Source organism: Pseudomonas sp. B19125, assembly GCF_044218855.1.
Classification (GTDB): domain Bacteria; phylum Pseudomonadota; class Gammaproteobacteria; order Pseudomonadales; family Pseudomonadaceae; genus Aquipseudomonas; species Aquipseudomonas edaphica.
On the sequence record NZ_CP162589.1, the window covers coordinates 1,402,159 to 1,420,554 of the forward strand.

The window sequence follows — 18,396 nt, forward strand, 5'->3', positions numbered from 1 at the left end:
ACGCAACGCCCGGTCTGGCTTTTGTCAGGCCGGGCGTTTGCCGCTTTCAGACCCCACGGGTTTCACCGTGTGGCAGTAACAGGTAACAAGACATGGCAAAAGAATACAGCCGTACCCAACGTATCGGCGATCAGATGCAGCGTGAGCTGGCCCAACTGATCCGTCGCGAAGTCAAAGACCCGCGCGTTGGCCTAGTCACCATCACCGCCGTTGAAGTGAGCCGTGACGTGGGTCACGCCAAGATCTTCATCACCGTGATGGGGCAGGACAACAGCGAAGAAATCGCGCAAAGCATCAAGGTGCTCAACTCGGCTGCAGGCTTCCTGCGCATGCAGTTGGCCCGTGAAATGAAGCTGCGCAGTGTTCCCCAGTTGCACTTCCACTACGACGAAAGCGTCGTGCGTGGTGCGCACCTGTCGGCATTGATCGAGCGCGCTGTGGCTGAAGACAGCCAGCACCCGTCCACACCTGAAGACGCCAAGGAGTAAGCGGTGGCTCAGGTCAAACGTATCCGTCGCAACGTCAGCGGCATCATTCTGCTCGACAAGCCCATTGGCTTTACCTCCAATGCCGCGCTGCAGAAGGTTCGCTGGCTGCTCAATGCCGAGAAGGCCGGGCACACCGGCAGCCTCGACCCATTGGCCACCGGTGTACTGCCGTTGTGCTTTGGCGAGGCCACCAAGTTCTCGCAATACCTGCTCGATTCCGACAAGGGTTACGAAACCCTCATGCAACTGGGCAAGACCACCACCACGGCCGATGCCGAAGGTGATGTTCTGCAGGTTCGCGACGTGACCGTTGGTCGTGCTGATATCGAGGCCGTTTTACCCGCTTTTCGTGGGCAAATCAGTCAGATACCGCCGATGTACTCGGCGCTCAAGCGTGATGGCCAGCCTCTTTACAAGCTGGCACGTGCGGGCGAAGTAGTGGAGCGTGAACCGCGTTCTGTTACTATTGCGCGGCTTGAATTGCTCGCCAGTGAAGGCGACACCGCACGATTGTCGGTGGACTGCAGCAAAGGCACCTATATTCGTACACTGGTGGAAGATATCGGTGAGCAACTGGGCTGTGGTGCATACGTTGCAGAGCTGCGACGTACTCAAGCCGGACCTTTCACCCTGGCCCAGACGGTCACGCTGGAAGAGTTGGAAGCGGTACATGCCGAAGGCGGCAATGAAGCGGTTGATCGCTTCCTGATGCCCTCGGACAGCGGTTTGCTGGATTGGCCATTGCTGCACTTCTCGGAGCACAGCGCGTTCTACTGGCTAAACGGTCAGCCGGTACGTGCCCCGGACGCTCCGAAGTTCGGTATGGTGCGGGTACAGGATCATAACGGTCGCTTTATCGGTATCGGTGAAGTGAGCGAAGACGGGCGTATAGCGCCGCGTCGACTGATTCGGTCAGAATGACCGAACGAGTGTGGCTGTTAACAGGCACGGTCAACACTCATTTTTAGATACAGGGATTTGTCCCTGGCCTGTTGAAACTGCCCTTTGGGTGGTTTCCTGAAAAAAGGATTGCCTCATGGCTCTCGACGTTCAAGAAAAAGCACAAATCGTTGCTGACTATCAGCAAGCTGTTGGTGACACTGGTTCGCCAGAAGTGCAAGTTGCACTGCTGACCCACAACATCAACAAGCTGCAAGGTCACTTCAAGGCCAACGGTAAAGACCACCACTCCCGTCGTGGTCTGATCCGCATGGTAAACCAGCGCCGTAAGCTGCTGGACTACCTGAAAGGCAAGGATCTGGGTCGTTATCAGACTCTGATCGGTCGCCTGGGTCTGCGTCGCTAATAAGCGATTGCGCTAGAGGTTGGTTGTCTGCCGTGTGTCAGTGGGATTTCCGCTGGCCCATGGCAGGCTCCCAGCCTCAAGTTTTATCTGGATACACGTTTTACCCTGGACGAGCGTCGGGCCGATTCCCGGCATTGCCCAAGAATTTCGCAAGAAGACAAGTTCCCCCAAGAGCCACAAAGAAGGTAGGACACCGTGAACCCGGTTATCAAAAAATTCCAGTTCGGTCAGTCGACCGTTACCCTCGAGACAGGCCGTATCGCCCGTCAAGCCTCCGGCGCAGTGCTGGTTACCGTTGACGACGACGTTACCGTATTGGTGACCGTTGTTGGCGCAAAGACCGCAGACCCGAGCAAAGGCTTTTTCCCTCTGTCCGTTCACTACCAGGAAAAGACTTACGCTGCCGGTAAGATCCCTGGCGGTTTCTTCAAGCGTGAAGGCCGTCCTTCCGAGAAAGAAACCCTGACTTCCCGACTGATCGACCGTCCGATCCGTCCGCTGTTCCCAGAAGGCTTCATGAACGAAGTGCAGGTTGTCTGCACCGTCGTTTCCACCAGCAAGAAGACCGATCCGGACATCGCTGCGATGATCGGTACCTCGGCTGCCCTGGCCATCTCCGGCATTCCTTTCGATGGCCCGATTGGCGCTGCGCGCGTTGCTTTCCATGAAAGCACCGGCTACCTGCTGAACCCGACTTACGAGCAACAGAAAGCTTCGAGCCTGGACATGGTCGTTGCCGGTACCTCTGAAGCCGTATTGATGGTTGAATCGGAAGCCAAAGAGCTGACCGAAGACCAGATGCTGGGCGCTGTACTGTTTGCTCACGACGAATTCCAGTCCGTGATCAAGGCCGTTAAAGAACTGGCTGCCGAAGCTGCCAAGCCAACGTGGGCCTGGGCTCCACAGGCTGAAGCGACTGAACTGCTGGGCGCTATCCGCTCCGAGTTCGGTGCTGCCATCTCCGACGCCTACACCATCACCGTCAAGGCCGACCGTTACGCGCGCCTGGGCGAGCTGAAGGATCAGGTTGTAGCCAAGCTGTCCGGTGAAGAAGGCCAGCCTTCTTCCAGCGAAGTCAAAGCGGCCTTCGGTGAAATCGAATACCGCACCGTTCGCGAAAACATCGTTAACGGCAAGCCACGTATCGACGGTCGCGACACTCGCACCGTGCGCCCACTGAACATCGAAGTCGGCGTTCTGCCGAAGACTCACGGTTCGGCGCTGTTCACCCGTGGCGAAACCCAGGCTCTGGTCGTTGCAACACTGGGTACTGCCCGTGATGCACAGCTGCTGGACACCCTGGAAGGCGAGAAAAAAGACCCGTTCATGCTGCACTACAACTTCCCTCCGTTCTCGGTGGGCGAGTGTGGTCGCATGGGGGGCGCTGGTCGTCGCGAAATCGGTCACGGCCGCCTGGCTCGTCGTTCGATCTCCGCGATGCTGCCTGCTGCTGACGTGTTCCCGTACACCATCCGTGTTGTGTCGGAAATCACCGAGTCCAACGGTTCCAGCTCCATGGCTTCCGTTTGCGGTGCTTCCCTGGCACTGATGGACGCTGGTGTACCGATGAAGGCACCGGTTGCCGGTATCGCCATGGGCTTGGTTAAAGAAGGCGAGAAGTTCGCCATCCTGACCGACATCCTGGGCGACGAAGACCACCTGGGCGACATGGACTTCAAAGTAGCCGGTACCGCCAAAGGTGTTACCGCGCTGCAGATGGACATCAAGATCAAAGGCATCACCGAAGAAATCATGGAAATCGCCCTGGGCCAAGCCCTGGAAGCGCGCCTGAACATCCTCGGTCAGATGAACCAGATCATTGGTCAGTCGCGCACCGAACTGTCGGAAAATGCTCCGACCATGATCGCGATGAAAATCGACACCGACAAAATCCGTGATGTTATCGGTAAAGGCGGCGCGACCATCCGTGCGATCTGTGAAGAAACCAAGGCTTCGATCGATATCGAAGACGACGGCTCGATCAAGATCTTCGGCGAAACCAAGGAAGCTGCTGAAGCTGCACGTCAGCGCGTTCTGGGCATCACCGCTGAAGCCGAGATCGGCAAGATCTACGTGGGTAAGGTTGAGCGCATCGTCGACTTCGGCGCATTCGTCAACATCCTGCCGGGCAAAGACGGTCTGGTGCACATCTCCATGCTGAGTGACGCTCGCGTTGAGAAAGTGACCGACATTCTCAAAGAAGGCCAGGAAGTGGAAGTGCTGGTACTGGACGTGGACAACCGCGGCCGTATCAAGCTGTCCATCAAGGACGTAGCAGCAGCCAAGGCTTCGGGCGTTTAATCACCCGCAGGCTTTACGCTGAAAAAGAGGACTCTTCGGAGTCCTTTTTTTATGCCCACAGGAAAGTAGCGGGAAATCAGTCGCTTAGTAAACTCTAAAAGCCGCAACTTGCATGCAGGCACGATCGACTTCATGCAAGTTGCACGATTTCGAAAATTGCCTGTTTTTATAAGTTGTTGTTTATAAAGGGGTTATTCCGATTTCGCGACTTGGCACACTGCCTGCAATAACCCTGTTAACGCTGCAGCATCAAGGTTTACACGCTGCAGACTTTTAATAAAACAGGAGTTACTCGTATGAAGAAGTTCGCTCTCGCTACTGCTACCGCTCTGACTCTGGCCATGGGTGCTAACGTAGCCTTTGCTCAGACTTCCCAAGCCCCAATGACCCTGGCGGCCGGTGAAATGACCAAGGCTAAAGAGTCCACTTCGGACACTTGGATCACCACCAAAGTAAAAGCTGATCTGCTGACCGAGAAAGGCATTCCTGGTTCGGACATCAAGGTTGAAACCAACAAAGGCGTGGTTTCCCTGTCCTCCACCGTCGCTATCTCTGATTCCCAGAAAGCCACGGCTGTAGCGATCACCAAGAAAATCAAAGGTGTTACCGCTGTTTCTGCTGACGGCCTGATGGCTGGCGGCGTAGCTAAAGCCGACAACGTCGACAAAGCCAAGACCAGCACTTCGGACACCTGGATCACCACTAAAGTGAAATCCGATCTGGTTACTGAGAAAGGCATTCCTGGTACCGACATCAAAGTCGAAACCAACCACGGTGTAGTGTCGCTGTCGTCGACTGCTGCTGTGACCCAGTCTCAGAAAGACACCGCAGTTGCGATCACCAAGAAAATCAAAGGCGTTAAATCTGTATCGGCTGATGGTCTGACCGTTCAGTAACGCTAAAAGAATCGTCTGAGCTAGACGGCGGCGGCTTAGGGTGAGTTAGTTATCCACCCGATGCACCTCTAAAGTTCATGCGACCGACCACACGGATGTGGTCATTACAGGCCCCGGCACTTGTGTCGGGGCCTGTTCTATTGTGTGGGGAATAGGATTGCGCAGGGCAGCTGACGTTCAACTGTGGGAGCTGGCTTGTGTGGGAGCTGGCTTGCCTGCGATGCAAACACCTCGGTTATTCAGTTAAACCCGGGTGATGCTATCGCAGGCAAGCCAGCTCCCACACAATCTATCTCCCACACAAGCCAGCTCCCACATTTTGATAGGGCCTTAGGGGTTACTCGGCATCCAGATGCATCGGCGTTACCACTCTGCCATCCTTCTCCGCCTGCCCCAGGCTGGCGTCAATGAAGTACACCCGGTCATCTTCCAACTGGCCTTTGTCCACCAGGTAGTCCTTGATAGTGCTGGCACGGTCCTGCCCCAGTTGGCGCAGCAGTACATCACTGGCGCCCCAGAACTTGATCAAGCCATCACGCAGCTTCGCAGTGCGGTCATCGCTGCTCAGGTCTTTCCATTCGGCCGGTGGTTGTTGCTTAAGACGGGTGCGGTAGATGCCTTCGAGCAATGGCGCTTTTTCCTTCTCCGGCACCACCAGCAATGACGCCTGGGCTGGCACCTTGTCGCCGCGACGCTGGAGGATTTTGTAGTAGTTGTATTGGTATTCACGCTCCAGGCGATCTGCGGCGATGAACGGACCATCGCTGCTGGCCGCTGCCGTGCCTTCAATCTCAAGGCGCAGGGTAGGGCGCTCTTTCAGTGCCTTGGCCAAGGTATTCAGAGCACCCTCGGCCTCTTTGTTCAGTTCGCTGGAGCCTGCGGCAAACGACACGTTACCCAGGTCTTCCGAGCCGCCACCGCTGACCAGCCCGCCGATAAACTTGAACGGCGCCGTGGCTGCGCGCACCACCAGGTTGCGCAGGGTCTGCCACACAATCGGCATGACGCTGAACTGCGGGTTATTCAAGTCGCCGGTCACGGGGAGTTCGATGGAGATCTTGCCGTCAGTGTCCTTGAGCAGCGCAATGGCCAGGCGAATCGGCAAATCGACGGCATCGGCACTGTCGACCTTCTCACCCAGTTGCAATTGCTCAACCACCACCTTGTTTTCAGCCTTCAACTGACCTTTGGTGATCATGTAGTGCAAATCGAGGTTGAGACGGCCTTTGCGAATGCGGAAACCCGCGAACTTGCCGGAATATGGCGTCAACGTGGTCAGTTCGACACGCTTGAAGCTGGTGGCGATATCCAGCGCCGCCATCGGGTCAAACGGGTTGACGCTGCCCTTGATAGTGACCGGCGCGTAGCGATCCACCTTGCCCTTGATGTCGACGCTGGCCGGTTTGGCCTGGCGACTGTCGATAGTGCCAATCTGCCCGTTGAGTTGCTGGATAGCCGTGGCGAAGTTGGGCGTGAGGCTGAAGTCGGCGAAGTTGGCCGAGCCGTCATTGATCGCAATCTGCCCGATATGAATACCCAACGGTTTGTCTTTGCTCGCCGCCGGTTTGGCTGCCGACTTGGCGCCATTGTCGGCCGGTTGCGGGATCAGCAAGTCATCGATGTTGGTGGTGCGGTCATCGTTGATCATAAAGCGCGCATACGGCTGCAGCAGGTTGACCTTGTCGATCGACAGGCTGTCGCCGTGCTGGTAGTTCACACCTTCAAGTACCAGACGCTGCCACTTGAGGAAGTCGCGGGTCTTGAGGGTGTCCAGGGTGTGCAACTGGTCGACCTGAGCGCGGCCGGTGACCTGCAGGGCCAAAGGCTCGGTGCTTTTGAGGTTCACATCGAGGTTGCTGCCCAGCATACCGCTGCGCAGCTCCAGGCGAATAAACGGACTGATATAGGATTGCGCGACGCGCAGGTCGATGTCCTGGGTGTTCACTTTCAACTTGGCGCTGACCGGGTTGAGGTTGACCTCGCCGGTTGCGCTGACCTTGCCTTGCTTGCCCAGGCCGGAGTCGACCTTCAGGGTAAAGGGGCTGCGGTTGAGGCTGTCGAAGTTCTGCATATCGACATTCAGCGGGCCTAGCTCCAATGCAACTGCCGGTTTGGCAGCTCGGTCCGCCAGGTGTACTTGATAGTTGCGCAGTTGCACGTCCTTGAGCAGCACTTGCCAGGGTTTGCTCGGTGCGGCAGGTTGGGCGTTTGGCGTATCGGCGGTTGCAGGCGCGCTGGCAGGCTTGAGTTCCTTGGCCGGTTTGCTCGGTTGGCTGGCAAGCAGTTTCTGCCAGTCCAGTTGCCCATCGGCTTCGCGGGCCGCCCAGGTTTCCAGTTTGTTGCTGCGGATCTTGCCGACCACCACTTGCTGCTTGGCCAGGTCCACCGTGGTGTCGCTGACGTCCAGGCGCTCCAGGCGCACCAGTGGCCGGCCATCCGGCGCCTTGATCGCAAAGGGCGCGATGCTGGCGGCGGTGTTGGTCAGGTTCAGTTCGGTTTCTTTGGCCAGGCTGAATTTATAGTCGGTGCTGAAGTTCAGCACGCCGTCTTCAAGCACCAGCGGCAGGGCATCCCGCACATAGGGCCACCAGGCTTTCATCTTGCCATCAGTGACTTTCAAGGTGCCTTCGGAAGTGATCGGCACCAGGCTGAAATTGCCTTTCCAATCGATCTGACCGCCCTCGGGGCCGGCCGCCACCAGGGTCATGTCGGCATTGTCTTCGGGCAACGTGCTGAGGTTTTTCAGCTCGAAGTCGAGTTTGTCGTAGAGAAATTCGATTGGCTCGCTGGGGCGCAGGTCGCGAAAGTACACATAGCCGCCGGCCAGCTTGATGCTGTCGATGCGCAGCGGGAACGGCTTGGCATTCGGGTCAGCCGGGGTCGGCTCACTCGGCGGCAGCTTGAACAGCTGCGCCAGGTTCAACTGGCCGGTTTTGTCGAACAGCACTTCGGTCTTCGGCTGGTCCAGTTGTACGTCTGCCAGGTGCAGCGCGCGCGTCCACAGGCTGTTGATCTGCAGGTTGGCGTACAGGCGCTCGAAACCGACTTGCTCCTTACCCGGCTCGCCGAGCTTCAGGCCCCACACCGTCAGTTCCAGGCTGAACGGGTTGAGCTCGATACGCTCGATACGGGCCGGCACCGTGGCGTAATTGGCCAGTTGTTGGTTGGCAATGCGAAGGGCAATGCCCGGCAGAATCAGAAAGCCCAGCAAGCTGTACAGAGCCAGGGCGGTCAACAAGGCGCCAGCGGCGCGGATCAATCCTTTGGGCATGAGTGACGCCATCTATGTAGAACGAGAGTGCCTTGGAGTATGGCACGGGTTTTCGGTTCCGAAGTACTGGACTCCTTGGGAAAAGTACTACAACTGCAGGATCAGTGTTTTTAACGGTGGCTGCTGATCCAGGGACGGGAAGTCAGCCCCAGGCGTCATGATTTGCCACTCGCGTACCGGGCGGCCGGCTTTTTCGGCGCAACGCAGCACCTGCTCACGCCAGTCATCCATGCTGACTTTTGCCAGGTTGTTGCAGCAGATCAACACGCCATTGTCGGCGGTGGTCAGCAGTGCGGGCTTGAGCAGGCTCTGATAATCGCGCAACAGGTCGACGGTGCCGAAAGCACTCTTGGCCCAGGCCGGTGGGTCGAGCAGCACCAGGTCGAACTGGCGCTGCTCAAGGCGTGGATAACTCGGCAGCTTCTGGCCACGACGCTGGGTGATCGGCAAACCGGCCAGTTGGCGAATCGCCGGGAAGTAGTCGGACTGCACGAATTCCATGGTCGGCAAGTGCGGGTTGAGCAGGCCGTTTTCGCGCCCGACCGCCAGGTTGCCTTCGGCGAAGTCCAGGTTGCACACCTCGCTTGCGCCCCCGGCTGCGGCGCTCAAGCCTACGCCACAGGTGTAGGCGAACAGGTTCAGCACGCTTTTGCCGGCGCTGTGGTCCTTGACCCAGCCACGGGTGTTGCGCAGGTCCAGGAACAGCAGCGGGTCTTGCCCGGCATGGCGGCCGCGTACACGGTAGTTGAGGCCCCATTCGTGGCCGACCTGATCTGCCAATGCCGCAGGCTCGGCGCGGTACACCGTGTCTTCACGGTCGATGCGCGAGTTGCCACGGGAGCGGTCGTTGTACACCAGCTGCAATTCCAGCCCCATGAACTGGTTGACCTGTTGATGCAGGTCCAGCAGCTCCTCGGTTTGCAGCGACTGGTGGAAGCTTTGCACCAGCAATTGCGGGCCGTAACGGTCAATGGTCAAGCCGCCGGCGCCTTCCTGGCTGCCATGGAACAGCCGGTAGCAGTCGGTGCCTTGGGCGTGCAACTCGTTGATCAGGTCTTGGCGATGGTTGAGAGCGGCGCGCAGCGCCTGATTCAAGGGAGTCATGGAGCGCGCCTTGCGGGTAAAAGAGGGCGCGAAGTTTAACAGCTATGGGCCGCCGTCTACATCAACCCCATCCGCCGCTGGGCGCGTTGCACCGAACCGTTGCGCATCGCCCAGCGCAGCAAGGGCGCGCTGCGCTTCACACCCGCGCGGATCACCAAGCGTTGCATCGAGCTTTGGTGTTGCCCGAGCATAGCGCTGGCCCAGTCCGGCAACAGGTCGATGCCGGCCTGCATCATCAAGCTGCCAAAGGGTTTGGCCAAGGTGCTGGGCGCAGGTGCATTGACCAGCAGGCGCAGCACTTCGCGGCTGCGATCGTCGCACAGCAGTTGTGGACGAATGCGCGCCAGATAATCGGAAATTTCCTGGCGTGAACGCGGCACGTGCCGTGCGCCCAGTCGCTCGGCAACCAAGGCAATTTCACTGTAGTAGCGGTCCTGGTCGCGCCCAGACAGATGCGGGTTGCGATAACGCAGGTGTGCCGCCAGAAAGTTGCTGACCTCCGCCACGTGTACCCACGTCAGCAGCTCCGGGTCACTGGCCGCATAGGCTCGCCCATCCGGCGCATGCCCGACCACTTGCAGGTGGATGGTGCGCACCTTCTCAATCAGCCATTCGGCGTCCTGGCGCGAGCCGAACGTGGTGCCGGAAATAAACTGCGAAGTGCGGCGCAGGCGCCCGAGCATGTCCTGGCGAAAGTTGGAATGGTCCCACACGCCGGCCAGGGCCAGCGGGTGCAAGGCTTGCAGCATCAACGCGCTGATGCCGCCGATCAGCATGCTGCTGAAGTCGCCATGCACCTGCCAGCTCACAGAGTCCGGCCCGAACAGGCCGGGGTCGCCCTTGGGGTTTTCCAGGTCCAGTTGGCCGAGTGACAAGCCGGTGAGGCTCATCAACTGGGTTTCGATACGGCTGCGGATAAATTCCATGGCGACTCTGGGTGGCTCCTATCGGTTCAGGCGTTTATCGATCAGGCCGTCCACCACGCTCGGGTCGGCCAGGGTCGAGGTGTCGCCGAGGCTGTCGAGTTCGTTGCAGGCGATTTTGCGCAAAATGCGTCGCATGATCTTGCCCGAGCGGGTTTTCGGCAAGGCCGGCGCCCATTGGATCAGTTCCGGCTTGGCAAAGCTGCCGATTTCCTTGCTGACCAGCGCCAGCAAGTGTTTTTTCAGCTCATCGCTGGGCTCGACGCCATTCATTGGGGTGACAAACGCATAGATGCCCTGGCCTTTGACGTCGTGGGGGTAACCGACCACAGCGGCTTCGGCCACTTGATCATGCAGCACCAGCGCGCTTTCCACTTCGGCGGTGCCGATGCGGTGGCCGGACACGTTGATCACGTCATCGATGCGGCCGGTGATCCAGTAGTCGCCATCCTCATCGCGGCGCGCACCGTCGCCGGTGAAGTAGTAGCCGGGATAGGGTTTGAAATAGGTGTCGAGCATGCGCTGCGGGTCACCGTAGACGCTGCGGATTTGCCCCGGCCAACTGGCCTTGATAGCGAGCACGCCACTGCCGGCACCGCTGAGTTCCTTGCCATGTTCATCCAGCAGCACAGGTTGTACGCCAAACATCGGTTGGGTCGCGCAGCCAGGTTTGATCCGTTGCGCGCTGACCAGCGGGCTGAGCATGATGCCGCCGGTTTCGGTCTGCCACCAGGTATCGACAATCGGGCAGCGCTGCTCGCCCACAGCGTTAAAGTACCAATCCCAGGCCTCCGGGTTGATCGGCTCGCCGACGCTGCCCAGCAGGCGCAGGCTGGCGCGCGAGGTGTTCTGCAGTGGCCCGTGGCCCTCACGCATGAGCGCGCGCAATGCGGTGGGCGCGGTGTAGAAGATATTCACCTGGTGTTTATCGATGACCTGCCAGAAACGCGAGCTGTCCGGGTAGCTCGGCACGCCTTCGAACATCAGTGACGTCGCACCGTTGGCCAGCGGGCCGTACACGATATAGCTGTGGCCGGTGACCCAGCCCACGTCGGCGGTGCACCAGAACACTTCGCCGTCACGGTAGTCGAGCACGTACTTGAAGGTCATCGCCGCTTGCAGCAGGTAGCCGCCGGTGGTGTGCAGCACGCCTTTGGGTTTGCCGGTGCTGCCGGAGGTGTAGAGGATAAACAACGGGTCTTCGGCGTCCATCGGCTCGGGCGGGCAATCAGCGCTGGCGGCGTCCAGGGCGGCTTGATACTTGAGGTCGCGGCCTTCTACCCAGTCAAGTTTCGCCCCCGTGCGCTCCACCACCAGTACCGTGCTGACGTTCGGGCAACTGGCCAGGGCTTTGTCGACATTCTTTTTCAAGGCCACCGGCTTGCCGCCGCGCACGCCTTCATCGGCGGTGATCACGGTGCGACAGTCGGCATCGAGGATGCGGTCGCGCAGGGCATCCGGAGAGAAGCCGCCGAACACCACCGAGTGCACCGCGCCAATCCGGGTGCAGGCCAGCATCGCGTAGGCGGCTTCCGGGATCATCGGCATGTAGATGCACACCCGGTCGCCTTTTTTCACCCCACGGCTTTTCAGCACATTGGCCAGGCGGCTGACGTTTTGATGAAGTTGGCGGTAGGAAATTTTGGAGGACTTTGCAGGATCATCGCCTTCCCAGATAAAGGCCGGCTGGTCGGCGCGTTGTGCCAGGTGACGGTCGATGCAGTTGTAGCTGACGTTCAGTTGGCCGCCGGCAAACCACTGGGCTGCGCCGGTAGTGATGTCCGAGTGCTGCACGGTGTGCCAGGGTTTGATCCAGTCGAGGAAACCCTTGGCCTGTTCGGCCCAGAACGTATCGGGTTGCTCAATGGATTGGCGGTAGAGGCGCTGGTACTCGTCTTGACTGAGCTGCGCGGCCTGGCGGACGTCATCGGCGCGGGGGAATGTGCGGATATCGAACATGAGCGGTCCTTATTCTTGTTTTAGCGACAAGGCATAAAGATGCACGCTGTGGGGAGAGGGTTCAAGGCCAACGTCCAAACGGACGTTGGCCTTGGTGTACCGGCCTCAGCCGCGGTGACGACCGCGGAAGTAGTTGATCAGGCCCTGGGTCGACGCATCGTCAGCCAGGGTTTCTTCGGCGCCGGTCAGGCGGTTGTAGACACCTTTGCCCAGCTCTTTGCCCAGCTCCACGCCCCATTGGTCGAAGGCGTTGATGCCCCAGACCACGCTTTGTACAAACACTTTGTGTTCATACATGGCGACCAGTGCGCCCAAGCGACGTGGGCTGATGCGCTCGACCACGATGGTGTTGCTCGGACGGTTGCCCGGGATCACCTTGTGAGGCGCCAGTTTCTGCACTTCGGCTTCCGGCAGGCCTTTTTCGCGCAACTCAGCCTCGGCTTCACTGCGGGTCTTGCCGAGCATCAGTGCCTGGCTCTGGGACAGGCAGTTGGCGTACAGCCACTGGTGATGGTCGGACACCGGGTTGAAGCTGACGATCGGCACAATGAAGTCGGCCGGGATCAGTTGAGTCCCCTGGTGCAGTAACTGGTGGTAAGCATGCTGACCGTTGCAACCTACGCCACCCCAGATCACCGGGCCCGTATCGGTGGACACCGGTGTGCCGTCCTGGCGCACGCTTTTGCCGTTGGACTCCATGTCCAGCTGTTGCAAGTGTTTGGTGATGTTACGCAGGTAGTGGTCATACGGCAGGATCGCATGGCTCTGCGCACCCCAGAAGTTGCCGTACCACACGCCCAGCAGGCCCAGCAGCACCGGCATGTTTTGCTCGAACGGCGCGTTCTGGAAGTGCTGGTCCATGGTGTAGGCACCGGACAACAGCTCTTTGAAGTTGGACATGCCGATGGCCAGAGCGATTGGCAAGCCAATGGCCGACCACAGCGAGTAACGGCCGCCGACCCAGTCCCACATCGGGAAGATGTTTTCTTCACGGATACCGAACGCCACGGCCGCCGCGTTGTTGCTCGATACGGCGATAAAGTGACGGTACAGTTCGGCTTCCGAGCCACCCTGGGCCAGGTACCAGGCGCGGGCGGCCTGGGCGTTTTTCAGGGTTTCGAGGGTGTTGAAGGATTTGGACGAAACGATAAACAGCGTGGTCTCGGCGCGCAGCTTCTGGGTCAGTTCGTGGAACTCGCTGCCGTCGATGTTTGCCAGGTAGTGGCAGCGCACGCCTTTGTGAGCGTAGGACAGCAATGCCTCGGAGACCAGCTCCGGGCCGAGGAACGAACCACCGATGCCGATATTCACTACGTCAGTGATCGGCTTCTCGGTGTAACCACGCCACAGGCCGTCGTGGATGCGGCCGACCAGGTCAGTGATCTGGTTCAGCACCTTGTGCACGTCCGGCATGATGTTTACGCCGTTGACCGACAGCTTGTCGCCCACTGGGCGGCGCAGCGCGGTGTGCAGGGCGGGGCGACCTTCGGAAGAGTTGACCGGCTCGCCTGCGTACAGCGCGTCAATCGCGGCTTTAAGGTTGACTTCTTTGGCCAGGCCCACCAGCAGGTCACGGGTTTCGCTGGTGATCAGGTTTTTCGAGTAATCGAGGAAAAGCCCGCAGCTGCTCAAGGTGAACTGGGAAAAGCGCTGGGGATCGGCATTGAACGCGTCGCGCATGCTGAAATCCTGCATGGCTTGGCGATGTTGATTGAGCGCTTGCCAAGCGGGCAGAGCGGTAACGTCATGAGGAGTGCGGTAGTACGCCATCGCTGCGGGTTTCCTTTTATTACGGGGACTTGCCTTTAGGACACTTCTAAATCCGGAACGTTGAGTCTTTCATCAGGCGTTTGAGTCCGGTCAGCGCCAACAATGGCGCAGGGCGATTACATTAAACCTAGCGTGTCGATATGTCTTGGCTTTGTCTGCGCTGTTGCCGGTACTTTTTTATACCGGCACAGCGATCAGGGCAACAGGCGAAGTGCCTGGCGGGGTCAGTTGAGGGTCAAATGCAGGTTGTCGATCAGGCGTGTCGCACCCAGATAGGCCGCCACGAGGATGACGATATCCCGATCCTCAGGCGTGGCCGCACGCAGGTGCACGCCTTGGCGCACTTCCAGGTAATCCATGCGCAGCCCGGCAGCTTCAATCTGCGCGATCTGCTCGGCACGCAGCTTGGCGAAATCCTGCTCGCCGCCTTTTATAGCCGCCGCAATCTGGCTGAGGCTGCGGTAGAGCACCGGCGCAATCGCGCGCTGTTCTTCGTTGAGGTAGCCGTTGCGTGACGACAGCGCCAGGCCGTCGGCGGCACGCACGGTGGGCTCGCCGATGATCTGGATGGGCATGTTCAAGTCATGCACCATGGCGCGGATGACCGCCAGTTGCTGGTAGTCCTTCTGGCCAAATACGGCCATGTCCGGCTGGACCATGTTGAACAGCTTGCTCACCACCGTCGCCACACCTTCGAAGTGCCCGGGTCGGCTGGCACCGCACAGGCCCTCGGACAGTTGCGGAACGCTGACGCGGGTTTGGCCGGTCATGCCGCCGGGGTACATTTCGTCAACGGTGGGCGCAAACAACAGATTGCAACCGGCTTGCAGCAGCTTTTCCTGGTCGGCCGCCAGCGTGCGCGGGTACTTGTCCAGGTCTTCGCCAGCGCCGAACTGCAACGGGTTGACGAAAATGCTCGCCACCACAAAGTCCGATTGCTGTGCGGCCTTGGTCACCAAGGTGGCGTGGCCGCTGTGCAGGTTGCCCATGGTGGGCACAAAGCCAATGCGTTTGCCGGCACTGCGCGCGTGGGCGACGGCGGCGCGTAGTTCTCTTACGGTTTTAACGGTGTTCATGCAGAGAACCCATGTTCTTCGCCAGGGAACGTCACGGCTTTGACTTCACTCACGTAGGCGGCCAGGGCTGCCTGGATGCTGTCCTGGCCTGCCATGAAGTTTTTCACGAATTTGGGCGCACGGCCGGTCAGCGACAGGCCGAGCATGTCGTGTACCACCAGCACTTGGCCGTCGGTGGCCGAGCCTGCGCCAATGCCGATCACCGGCACTTTGACTGCCTGGGTAATTTCTGCCGCCAGTTCGCTGGGCACGCATTCGAGCAGGATCATCGCGGCGCCGGCTTGCTCCAGGGCAATGGCATCCGCACGCATCTGGCGCGCCTGGGCTTCATTGCGGCCTTGCACCTTGTAGCCGCCGAAGATGTTCACCGACTGCGGTGTCAGGCCCATGTGCACGCACACTGGAACGCCGCGCTCAGCCAGCAGCCGGATCGACTCCGCCAGCCATACCGCGCCTTCGACTTTGATCATGTGTGCACCGGCTTGCATCAGCTTGCCGGCGTTCTGGAAGGTTTGTTCAAGGGTGGCGTAACCCATGAACGGCAGGTCAGCGATGATGAAGGCGCCGTTGTTACCGCGTTTGACGCTGGCCGTGTGGTACGCAAGTTCGTCAGTGGTGACCGGCAGGGTGCTGTCATTCCCTTGAAGAACCATGCCCAGTGAATCGCCAATCAACAGCACTTCAACCCCGGCCTCACAGCTGGCGTGGGCGAAGGTGGCGTCATAGCAGGTCAGCATGGTGATTTTTTCACCTTTGAGCTTCAGGCTCTGCAAGGTGGTCAGGGTAATGTCTGGCATGGAAAGGGTCCTCGTTCAGGCGCTTGGAAACAGCGAGTAACGCGCGTGAGTCTTCGTTTATACAGGCGCACTGTCTTGAGAGCAGTGCTTATAAGGCCTGGATTGCGCCCTTCAGCGCCGGGTTGGCGGCAGCGGGACGCCTATAGTCGTGATGAGGACACGGGAAGTCAATTGGATGTGTTACCGCATTGTTACGAGTGGGGTGTTACCCCTGTTACGGGTGGGAGCTGGCGTGCCTGCGATGGCATCATCGCGCAATAGCGGGTGTACCGAGTTGCCCGCATCGCAGGCAAGCCGGGTCCCACATTGACCGAGTCAGTCTCGGGGCACGCGCTCCAGGCCAACAAACGGGCAGGCGGCCAGCAAGTCGCTAAGTGTTTGGCCATTGGGCAGTTGCAGGTCGGCGGGTGCCAGCTCTGCCAGCGGGTACAGCACAAACGCGCGCAAATGCATCTGATAGTGCGGCACCTTCAGCCGCGGCGTGTCGATCAGGCGATCGCCAAACAACAGGATATCCAGGTCCAGGGTGCGCGGGCCCCAGCGTTCAAGGCGCTCGCGGCCCTGGTCGTTCTCGATGGTTTGCAGGGCATCGAGTAAATCCAGTGGCGCAAGATCGCTGTCCAGGGCGGCGACCGCATTGGTGTAGCGCGGTTGGCCCGGGAGCAGGGAGTCACTTTGATAGAACGCCGACACGCCAACGAGGGCCGTGCCGGGCAATTGCGCCAGGGCTTCGACAGCGCTGCGCAATTGCTGGTCTGGGGCAGCCAGGTTGCTGCCCATGCCAATGTAGACACGTTTCACGTTTATTCGCCCGCAGCGCCCGAGGCGTCGGCCGCGCTGCGTTTGCGCTTGGTGCCGCTGCGACGACGTTTTTTCGGGCCAGTGCCTTCGCCATCGCCTTTGCTGCCGAGGTCGCGAATCATCTCGCGGCGCTGGCTGTCATTGGCATCCTGGTAGTCGGTCCACCATTCGCCCAGGCCGTCGGTCTGCTCGCCGGCGCTTTCGCGCAGCAGCAGGAAGTCGTAGCCGGCACGGAAGCGCGGGTTATCCAGCAACAGGTCGGCGCGTTTGCCACTGCGGCGCGGCAGGCGCTCCTGCATGTCCCAGATCTCGCGGATCGGCATGGTGAAGCGTTTGGGAATGGCGATGCGCTGGCACTGCTCGGCGATCAGCTCGTGGGCGGCTTCCTGCATGGCCGGGATCGGCGGCATGCCACGGTCTTGCAGGCGCAATACGCGTTTAGGCAGGGCAGGCCACAGCAGGGCGGCAAACAGGAACGCCGGCGTTACCGGTTTGTTCTGCTTGATGCGCAGGTCGGTGTTGATCAACGCTTCGCTGATCAGCGTGTGGGTGTACGTGGGGTTGTATTCCAGTGCCTCGGCGCTGGCCGGGAACAGCGGGTCGAACAGTTGCAGGTCGACCAGCATTTCGAACGTATCGGCGGCATAACCCGAGAGGAACAACTTCAGCACTTCTTCGAACAGGCGTGCCGAAGGAATTTCCCGCAGCATCGGCGCCAGCTCGCGAATCGGCGCGGCGGTGTGTTTCTCGATGCCGAAGTTCAGCTTGGCGGCAAAGCGCACGGCGCGCAGCATGCGTACCGGGTCTTCCTGGTAACGCTGCGTCGGGTCGCCGATCAGGCGGATCAGGTTGTTGCGAATGTCGTGTACGCCGTTGGCGTAATCGAGAATGCGCTCGCTGACCGGGTCGTAATACAGGGCGTTGATGGTGAAGTCGCGGCGCTGCGCGTCTTCTTCCAAGGTGCCGTACACGTTGTCACGCAGGATGCGGCCGCTCTCGTTGCGGGAAGACTGATTGGTGTCTTCCTCATCATCGTTTTGCGGATGGCCTGCGCGGAACGTCGCGACCTCGATGATTTCGCGACCAAAGTGGATGTGCACCAACTTGAAGCGGCGACCGATGATTCGCGCATTGCGAAACTCGGCACGCACCTGCTCCGGCGTGGCGCTGGTGGCGACGTCGAAATCCTTGGGCGTGATATTGAGCAGCATGTCACGTACGCAGCCGCCCACCAGATAAGCCTGGTAGCCGGCGTTCTGCAAACGTTCGACGATGTTCACTGCATAGCGGCTGAATTGAGCGCGCTGCAATGAATGCTGATTGCTGTTAAGCACTTCAGGCGTGCTGCGAATGTGTTGCGTACGACGCAAGGGGGAACGGAATGACTGGAACAACTTCTTCAGCATGGGATGCACTGTTTGAAGGAATGTTCGGCCATAACGAAGAATGACCGCATGATGGGCCGGGATTCTAGCATTTAGTCGAGGGATGGTGTAGGAACAAGCTGCAAGGCTTGAGCCAGAAGCTTAAAGAAGGGTGTGAGCGGGTCAAATGCCGGAAACTACAAGGGGAGCCGAAGCTCCCCCAGAAGTAGTTGCGTGCTCTATTTTTATTATGGTTGCGGGCTTTTTGTTTTTGTTGATCGCCCTCGCCATGAAGTTTCACCTTCATGACACTCCCAATCGGGAGCCAAGAGCAAACGGA

Annotated in this window: 14 protein-coding genes; 5 read left to right on the forward strand and 9 right to left on the reverse strand. The window is 59.4% G+C overall.

All coding sequences use genetic code 11. The features are described 5' to 3' along the window. Positions 1 to 92 precede the first annotated feature (92 nt). The 5 genes from rbfA to AB4P96_RS06400 all read left to right on the forward strand — a co-directional run bounded on the left by rbfA (position 93) and on the right by AB4P96_RS06400 (position 4,991). Positions 93 to 488: a 30S ribosome-binding factor RbfA gene (gene rbfA / locus AB4P96_RS06380; RefSeq protein ID WP_003176137.1), complete on the forward strand. Its 396-nt coding sequence runs from the start codon at positions 93 to 95 to the stop codon at positions 486 to 488. Positions 489 to 491: 3 nt separating this feature from the next. After that, positions 492 to 1,409 carry a tRNA pseudouridine(55) synthase TruB gene (gene truB / locus AB4P96_RS06385; protein ID WP_017139248.1) on the forward strand — a complete coding sequence of 306 codons (918 nt, stop codon included), beginning with the start codon at positions 492 to 494 and terminating at the stop codon, positions 1,407 to 1,409. A gap of 115 nt (positions 1,410 to 1,524) precedes the next feature. Continuing rightward, positions 1,525 to 1,794: a 30S ribosomal protein S15 gene (gene rpsO / locus AB4P96_RS06390; protein ID WP_003177875.1), complete on the forward strand. Its 270-nt coding sequence runs from the start codon at positions 1,525 to 1,527 to the stop codon at positions 1,792 to 1,794. Positions 1,795 to 1,989: 195 nt separating this feature from the next. After that, the gene (gene pnp / locus AB4P96_RS06395) at positions 1,990 to 4,095 is read left to right on the forward strand and encodes a polyribonucleotide nucleotidyltransferase (protein WP_017139247.1); all 2,106 of its coding nucleotides are present in this window, start codon (positions 1,990 to 1,992) and stop codon (positions 4,093 to 4,095) included. 296 nt (positions 4,096 to 4,391) lie between these two features. After that, a complete protein-coding gene (locus tag AB4P96_RS06400; RefSeq protein WP_017139246.1) occupies positions 4,392 to 4,991 on the forward strand; it encodes a BON domain-containing protein in 600 nt (199 codons plus the stop codon). A 337-nt stretch (positions 4,992 to 5,328) separates the two neighbouring features. On the opposite strand, the gene AB4P96_RS06405 is transcribed toward AB4P96_RS06400, so the two are convergent. From AB4P96_RS06405 to AB4P96_RS06445, 9 genes are all read right to left on the reverse strand, one after another. Beyond that, the gene (locus tag AB4P96_RS06405) at positions 5,329 to 8,262 is read right to left on the reverse strand and encodes a DUF748 domain-containing protein (RefSeq protein ID WP_395600614.1); all 2,934 of its coding nucleotides are present in this window, start codon (positions 8,260 to 8,262) and stop codon (positions 5,329 to 5,331) included. A gap of 87 nt (positions 8,263 to 8,349) precedes the next feature. Continuing rightward, positions 8,350 to 9,366 carry a class I SAM-dependent rRNA methyltransferase gene (locus tag AB4P96_RS06410; RefSeq protein WP_170038181.1) on the reverse strand — a complete coding sequence of 339 codons (1,017 nt, stop codon included), beginning with the start codon at positions 9,364 to 9,366 and terminating at the stop codon, positions 8,350 to 8,352. Positions 9,367 to 9,422: 56 nt separating this feature from the next. Next, a complete protein-coding gene (locus tag AB4P96_RS06415; RefSeq protein WP_099547641.1) occupies positions 9,423 to 10,292 on the reverse strand; it encodes an oxygenase MpaB family protein in 870 nt (289 codons plus the stop codon). A gap of 18 nt (positions 10,293 to 10,310) precedes the next feature. Further along, the gene (acs, locus tag AB4P96_RS06420) at positions 10,311 to 12,248 is read right to left on the reverse strand and encodes an acetate--CoA ligase (protein WP_017139242.1); all 1,938 of its coding nucleotides are present in this window, start codon (positions 12,246 to 12,248) and stop codon (positions 10,311 to 10,313) included. A 105-nt stretch (positions 12,249 to 12,353) separates the two neighbouring features. Further along, complete coding sequence (gene pgi, locus AB4P96_RS06425) at positions 12,354 to 14,018, reverse strand: glucose-6-phosphate isomerase (protein WP_017139241.1); 1,665 nt, start codon at positions 14,016 to 14,018, stop codon at positions 12,354 to 12,356. Positions 14,019 to 14,242: 224 nt separating this feature from the next. Further along, positions 14,243 to 15,094, reverse strand: a complete 852-nt coding sequence (panC, locus tag AB4P96_RS06430; protein WP_017139240.1) for a pantoate--beta-alanine ligase — start codon at positions 15,092 to 15,094, stop codon at positions 14,243 to 14,245. After that, positions 15,091 to 15,891 (reverse strand): 3-methyl-2-oxobutanoate hydroxymethyltransferase, encoded by an 801-nt coding sequence (gene panB / locus AB4P96_RS06435; protein ID WP_017139239.1) that lies wholly within the window; start codon positions 15,889 to 15,891, stop codon positions 15,091 to 15,093. Before panB ends, panC begins: the two co-directional genes overlap by 4 nt. 315 nt (positions 15,892 to 16,206) lie before the next feature. After that, positions 16,207 to 16,692, reverse strand: coding sequence for a 2-amino-4-hydroxy-6-hydroxymethyldihydropteridine diphosphokinase (gene folK, locus AB4P96_RS06440; RefSeq protein WP_395600615.1), 486 nt, complete (start codon positions 16,690 to 16,692; stop codon positions 16,207 to 16,209). 2 nt (positions 16,693 to 16,694) lie between these two features. Then, complete coding sequence (locus AB4P96_RS06445) at positions 16,695 to 18,098, reverse strand: polynucleotide adenylyltransferase PcnB (protein WP_017139237.1); 1,404 nt, start codon at positions 18,096 to 18,098, stop codon at positions 16,695 to 16,697. Positions 18,099 to 18,396 lie beyond the last annotated feature (298 nt).

Excerpts from the sequence above, each read along its gene's own strand:
- rbfA (WP_003176137.1), top strand. The coding sequence starts at position 93 with ATGGCAAAAGAATACAGCCGTACCCAACGTATCGGCGATCAGATGCAG.
- rpsO (WP_003177875.1), top strand. The coding sequence starts at position 1,525 with ATGGCTCTCGACGTTCAAGAAAAAGCACAAATCGTTGCTGACTATCAG.
- AB4P96_RS06400 (WP_017139246.1), top strand. The coding sequence starts at position 4,392 with ATGAAGAAGTTCGCTCTCGCTACTGCTACCGCTCTGACTCTGGCCATG.
- AB4P96_RS06405 (WP_395600614.1), bottom strand. The coding sequence starts at position 8,262 with ATGCCCAAAGGATTGATCCGCGCCGCTGGCGCCTTGTTGACCGCCCTG.
- AB4P96_RS06410 (WP_170038181.1), bottom strand. The coding sequence starts at position 9,366 with ATGACTCCCTTGAATCAGGCGCTGCGCGCCGCTCTCAACCATCGCCAA.
- AB4P96_RS06415 (WP_099547641.1), bottom strand. The coding sequence starts at position 10,292 with ATGGAATTTATCCGCAGCCGTATCGAAACCCAGTTGATGAGCCTCACC.
- acs (WP_017139242.1), bottom strand. The coding sequence starts at position 12,248 with ATGTTCGATATCCGCACATTCCCCCGCGCCGATGACGTCCGCCAGGCC.
- pgi (WP_017139241.1), bottom strand. The coding sequence starts at position 14,018 with ATGGCGTACTACCGCACTCCTCATGACGTTACCGCTCTGCCCGCTTGG.
- panC (WP_017139240.1), bottom strand. The coding sequence starts at position 15,094 with ATGAACACCGTTAAAACCGTAAGAGAACTACGCGCCGCCGTCGCCCAC.
- panB (WP_017139239.1), bottom strand. The coding sequence starts at position 15,891 with ATGCCAGACATTACCCTGACCACCTTGCAGAGCCTGAAGCTCAAAGGT.
- AB4P96_RS06445 (WP_017139237.1), bottom strand. The coding sequence starts at position 18,098 with ATGCTGAAGAAGTTGTTCCAGTCATTCCGTTCCCCCTTGCGTCGTACG.